Origin of the sequence: Actinomadura rubrobrunea NBRC 15275 (assembly GCF_001552235.1) — a bacterium.
Lineage (GTDB): Bacteria > Actinomycetota > Actinomycetes > Streptosporangiales > Streptosporangiaceae > Spirillospora > Spirillospora viridilutea.
This window is the reverse complement of the sequence record NZ_BCQU01000166.1, coordinates 1-5,512: the sequence shown is the minus strand read 5'-3', so window position 1 is coordinate 5,512 and position 5,512 is coordinate 1. Positions and strand designations below refer to the sequence as shown.

Here is a 5,512-nt window from a genome sequence, read left to right as displayed (position 1 = left end):
GCGGCGCCCGGCGGGGCGGGGCGGCGGGCGCCGACGCCCGCCGCGGCCGGGCCCGTCAGTGGGAGCCGAGGAGCTCGGCGAGCTCGTCCTCGACGTCCTGGCTGGCCACGAACATCAGCTCGTCGCCCGGTTCGAGGGTGTCGTCGCTGCTCGGCACCAGCACCCGCCCCTCCCGCAGGATCGCCACCAGCGCCGTGTCGCGCGGCCACGACACCGAACCGACGCGCTGCCCGCCCAGCGGGGCGTCCTCGGGCAGCGTCAGCTCGACCAGGTTGGCCTCGCCCTGCCGGAACGTCATCAGCCGGACCAGGTCGCCGACGCTGACCGCCTCCTCGACCAGCGCCGACAGCAGCCGGGGAGTGGACACCGCCACGTCCACGCCCCACGACTCGTTGAACAGCCACTCGTTCTTGGGGTGGTTGATGCGCGCCACGACCCGCGGCACCCCGTACTCGGTCTTGGCCAGCAGCGACACCACCAGGTTGACCTTGTCGTCCCCGGACGCGGCGACGACCACCTGGCAGCGCTCCAGCGCCGCGTCGTCCAGGGAGGAGATCTCGCAGGCGTCCGCCAGCAGCCACTCGGCCCGCGGCACCGTCTCCACCTTGATCGCGCGGGGGTTCTTGTCGATCAGCAGCACCTCGTGGCCGTTCTCCAGCAGCTCCTGGGCGATGGACCGGCCCACCGCCCCCGCTCCGGCGATCGCGACCCGCATCTACACGTCCTCCTCGCTGCGCGTGGCCACCGCGGCGTTGATCCGCTCCAGGTCGTCGGCGCGGGCGATGATGTGCACGATGTCGCCGTCCTGGATCACGGTGTCGGCGTCGGGGACCAGCGCCTCGCCCATCCTCGACAGGAACGCCACCCGGGTGCGGGCGGCCTCCTCCAGCGCGGCCACCTTGTCGCCCACCCAGGCGGGGCCGAGGTCCAGCTCGGCCAGCACGACCTCGCCCGTCGGGTCCCGCCACAGCGGCTCGGCGCCCTCCGGCAGCAGGCGGCGCAGGATCTGGTCGGCCGTCCACCGCACGGTGGCGACGGTGGGGATGCCCAGACGCTGGTAGACCTCGGCGCGGCGCGGGTCGTAGATGCGCGCCACCACGTTGTCGACGCCGAACGTCTCCCGGGCCACCCGCGCGGAGATGATGTTGGAGTTGTCGCCGCTGCTGACCGCGACGAACGCCGAGGCCCGCTCGATGCCCGCCTCGGCGATCACGTCCCGGTCGAAGCCGAACCCGGTGATGCGCCGCCCCTTGAATCCGCTGCGCAACCGGCGGAACGCCTCGGGGTTCTGGTCGATGATGGCCACCGAGTGGCCCTTGTCCTCAAGGATGTGGGCGAGTGTCGACCCCACGCGCCCGCAGCCCATGATCACGATATGCACGGCCGTTCCTTCTCCGGTTACCCCCAGGATCGGTCCCGCTCGGACGATCCATGCCGGGCTGCAAACCTACACATCCGCCCAGGCAAGTACTACCCAACCGGGCGGACCTCCAGCCAGTGGAACGCTGGGGACGGGGCAGTGCGAACCGGATCGCGGCGAGGGCTAGAGTCCAATGCGTGTCCAAGGCATCGGACCTTGTCAAGCGGCTCGTCGTCGGCCGGGCCCTGCGCAGCACGCAGCTGCACGAGCAGCTGCTGCCCAAGCGCATCGCGCTGCCCATCTTCGCCAGCGACCCGCTGTCCTCGGTCGCGTACGCGCCGCAGGAACTGCTGATGATGCTCGCGGTCGCGGGCGTCGGCTTCTACCGGTACGGCCTGTGGATCGCCCTGGCGATCGTGATGCTCATGGCGGTCGTCGTCGCCTCGTACCGGCAGAACGTGCACGCCTACCCCAGCGGCGGCGGCGACTACGAGGTCGCCACCGTGAACCTGGGGCCCAACGCCGGGCTGACCGTGGCGAGCGCGCTGCTGGTCGACTACGTGCTGACCGTCGCGGTGTCGGTGTCGTCGGGCGTGGACAACATCGGCTCGGCCATTCCCCTCATCGGGGAGAACCCGGTGATCACCGCGCTGGCCATCATCGCGCTGCTGACCGTGATGAACCTGCGCGGCGTCCGCGAGTCTGGAACGTTCTTCGCCATCCCCACCTACGCGTTCGTCTTCGGCGTGCTCGTCATGGTGGCCTACGGGCTGTTCCGGCTGGGCGTCGTCGGCGACCACCTGCGCGCCCCGACGGCCGACCTGCAGGTGCGGGCCGAGCAGAGCCACCTGGCGGGGTTCGCGCTGCTGTTCCTGCTGCTGCGGGCGTTCTCCTCCGGCTGCGCCGCGCTGACCGGCGTGGAGGCGATCAGCAACGGGGTGCCCGCGTTCCGCAAGCCCAAGAGCCGCAACGCCGCGACCACGCTGCTGATGATGGGCGCGATCGCGGTCACCATGTTCTGCGGCGTGATCGTGCTGGCGCTGGAGTCGCACGTGCGGGTGGCCGAGCACCCCGCGGCCGACCTGCTGCGCGACGGCCGCCCCGTCGGCTCCGACTACCTGCAGATGCCGATCCTCACCCAGGTCGCCGCCGCCGTGTTCGGCGAGGGCTCGGCGCCGTTCTTCTACATCGCGGTGGTCACCGCGCTGATCCTGTTCCTCGCGGCCAACACCGCCTACAACGGCTTCCCCGTCCTCGGGTCCATCCTCGCCCGCGACGGCTACCTGCCGCGCCAGCTGCACACCCGCGGCGACCGGCTGGCCTTCAGCAACGGGATCATCATCCTGGCGACCATGGCCGGGCTGCTGGTGTACGCCTTCCAGGCCGAGGTCACCAAGCTGATCCAGCTCTACATCGTCGGCGTGTTCGTGTCGTTCACGCTCAGCCAGATCGGCATGGTGCGGCACTGGAACCGGCACCTGGCCACCGAGACCGACCTGGTCGCGCGCCGGCGCATGAAGCGCTCCCGGGCCATCAACGCGATCGGCGGCACCACCACCGGGCTCGTGCTGGTCATCGTGCTGCTCACCAAGTTCACCCACGGCGCGTGGATCGTGTGCATCGCCATGCCGGTGCTGTTCCTCACGATGAAGGGCATCCGGCGGCACTACGACCGGGTGCGCGAGGAGCTCGCCCCGACCGGCGAGGACGTGGCGCTGCCCGCCCGCAACCACGCGATCGTCCTGGTGTCCAAGCTGCACAAGCCCACGCTGCGGGCGCTGGCGTACGCGCGGGCGACCCGGCCCTCGACCCTGGAGGCGGTCACCGTCGCCGTGGACGCCGAGGAGTCGCAGCGGCTCCGCAGCGAATGGGACGCCTTCGACCTGCCCGTCCCGCTGAAGATCCTCGACTCGCCGTACCGGGAGATCACCCGGCCGGTGCTGGAGTACGTCAAGAGCGTGCGCCGCAAGAGCCCCCGCGACGTGGTGACGGTGTTCCTGCCCGAGTACGTCGTCGGCCACTGGTGGGAGCACCTGCTGCACAACCAGAGCGCCCTGCGGCTCAAGGGGCGGCTGCTGTTCCAGCCCGGGGTGATGGTGACCAGCGTGCCGTGGCAGCTGGCGTCGTCCGACCGGCTCAAGGGCCGTCCGGAGCCGCCCGGACCGGGATCGGTGCGGCGGCCGTACCACGTGTCCCCGGAGCGGGACGGACCACGCGCGGCCGGCGGTATCGTGTCCAAGCGTGACTGATCTGGGGGCGGACCCGGGCGTGGACCCGGAGGTGGGGGATCTCCTCGAACTGCGCGTCGGCGACGTCGGCAACGGCGGCGTCTGCGTGGCCCGCCACGAGGGGCGGGTGGTGTTCGTCCGGCACGCCCTGCCGGGCGAGCGCGTGCGGGCGCGGGTGACCGAGCGCACCAAGCGGTTCCTGCGCGCCGACGCGGTGGACGTCCTGGACGCATCCCCCGACCGGGTGCAGCCGCCGTGCCCGTTCGCCGGTCCGGGGCGCTGCGGCGGCTGCGACTGGCAGCACGCGTCTCTTCCCGCGCAGCGCCGCCTCAAGGCCGCCGTCGTGGAGGAGCAGCTGCGGCGGCTCGCGGGCATCGAGCGCACGGTGGTCGTCGAGGAGCTGCCGCACGCGCCGGACGGCCTGGGATGGCGCACGCGCGTGCAGTTCGCGGTGCGCCGGGACGGCGCCGTCGGCCTGCACCGGCACCGCTCGCACGACGTCGAGCCGATCGACGAGTGCCTGATCGCGCATCCGGGCGTGACGGCGATGGGCATCGAGCGCAAGCGCTGGCGCGGCGCCACGTCCGTCGAGGGCATCGTGTCCGCCGCGACCGGCGACCGGGTGGTGGTCGTCCGCGGCGCCAAGGCCCGGGTGCCCCGCCTGGACGTACCCGTCCGGCTGATCCGCGGCCGTCCCGCCCCCGGGGCTCCGCTGCCGTACGTGCGCGAGGAGGTCTCCCAGCGCCTGTTCCAGGTCAGCGGCAGCGGCTTCTGGCAGGTGCACCCCGGCGCGGCGCAGGTCCTCACCGACGCGGTGATCGACGCCCTGCAGCCCCGGCCCGGCGAGATCGCCCTCGACCTGTACTGCGGCGCCGGACTGTTCGCCGCCGCGCTGGGCGAGCGCGTCGGCCCGGACGGGCTGGTGGTGGCCGTCGAATCGGACCCCCAGGCCGTCCGCGACGCCAAGTTCAACCTGCGCGACATGCCCCAGGTCGCGGTCGAACGCGGCCGAGTCGACGAGGTGATCGCCGAGCTGGAGTTCGGCCGCGCCGAAAACCTCTCGGACCGCGCCCAGCCCAAGCGCGCCGACCACCGCGGCGGCTCCCGCGTGCGGGGCGCCGACGTGATCGTCCTGGACCCGCCGCGCGCCGGGGCCGGCCGCGAGGTGGTGAACCACGTCGCCCGCCTGGCCGGCCGCCGGATCGCCTACGTCTCGTGCGACCCGGCGACCCTGGCCCGCGACCTGTCCTACTTCGGCGACCGCGGCTGGACCCTCGAAACCCTCCGCGCCTTCGACGCCTTCCCCATGACCCACCACGTAGAGCTCCTGGCCGTCCTGGTCAGGGGCTGACCACCCGCTCCAAGCGCGGTAGCCGACTCGGCAGGCCCTCTGGCAACTGCCGAACGTGCGACCATCCCCGCCTGCGCAGGGCCGACTGGCCGAAGATCTCGCCGGACCAGGAGCCCCGGGGACCATCCCCGCGTGTGCGGGGCTCTGTCGGTCGGCCTGCGGGTCAGTGCTGCCTCACAGACCATCCCCGCGTGTGCGGGGCCGACCGCGCCCACCCCACCGCGTCCTCGATACGCCGCGGACCATCCCCGCGTGTGCGGGGCCGACCCGAGAACCAGAAGGACGGTAAGCGCCGGAAGGGGACCATCCCCGCGTGTGCGGGGCCGACTGCCGGGTCCGGGCTGTCGTCGACGACCCGGTAGGACCATCCCCGCGTGTGCGGGGCCGACTCGCCGAGGTTGACCCACAGCGACCCCGTCGGCGGACCATCCCCGCGTGTGCGGGGCCGACGCCGGGTTCCATCTAGGGGTACTCTCCGGACCGGGACCATCCCCGCGTGTGCGGGGCCGACGCGATGCTGACGTACAGGCGGTCGCGGGCGGGGGGACCATCCCCGCGTGTGCGGGGCCGACC

Annotated in this window: 4 protein-coding genes; 2 read left to right on the top strand and 2 right to left on the bottom strand. The window is 72.6% G+C overall.

Features of this window, described 5'->3' with window-relative positions; genetic code table 11:
• Window positions 1-55: 55 nt before the first annotated feature.
• Together AR3_RS28405 and AR3_RS28400 are read right to left on the bottom strand one after the other, a co-directional pair.
• Window positions 56-715 (bottom strand): potassium channel family protein, encoded by a 660-nt coding sequence (locus AR3_RS28405; protein WP_067918633.1) that lies wholly within the window; start codon window positions 713-715, stop codon window positions 56-58.
• A complete protein-coding gene (locus tag AR3_RS28400) occupies window positions 716-1,381 on the bottom strand; it encodes a potassium channel family protein (RefSeq protein ID WP_067918632.1) in 666 nt (221 codons plus the stop codon).
• A gap of 176 nt (window positions 1,382-1,557) precedes the next feature.
• Between AR3_RS28400 and AR3_RS28395 the strand changes: the two genes are divergently transcribed.
• Window positions 1,558-3,609, top strand: a complete 2,052-nt coding sequence (locus tag AR3_RS28395) for an APC family permease (RefSeq protein WP_067918630.1) — start codon at window positions 1,558-1,560, stop codon at window positions 3,607-3,609.
• Complete coding sequence (locus AR3_RS28390) at window positions 3,602-4,939, top strand: class I SAM-dependent RNA methyltransferase (RefSeq protein WP_083952221.1); 1,338 nt, start codon at window positions 3,602-3,604, stop codon at window positions 4,937-4,939. The genes AR3_RS28395 and AR3_RS28390 overlap by 8 nt, the downstream gene beginning before the upstream one ends.
• Window positions 4,940-5,512 lie beyond the last annotated feature (573 nt).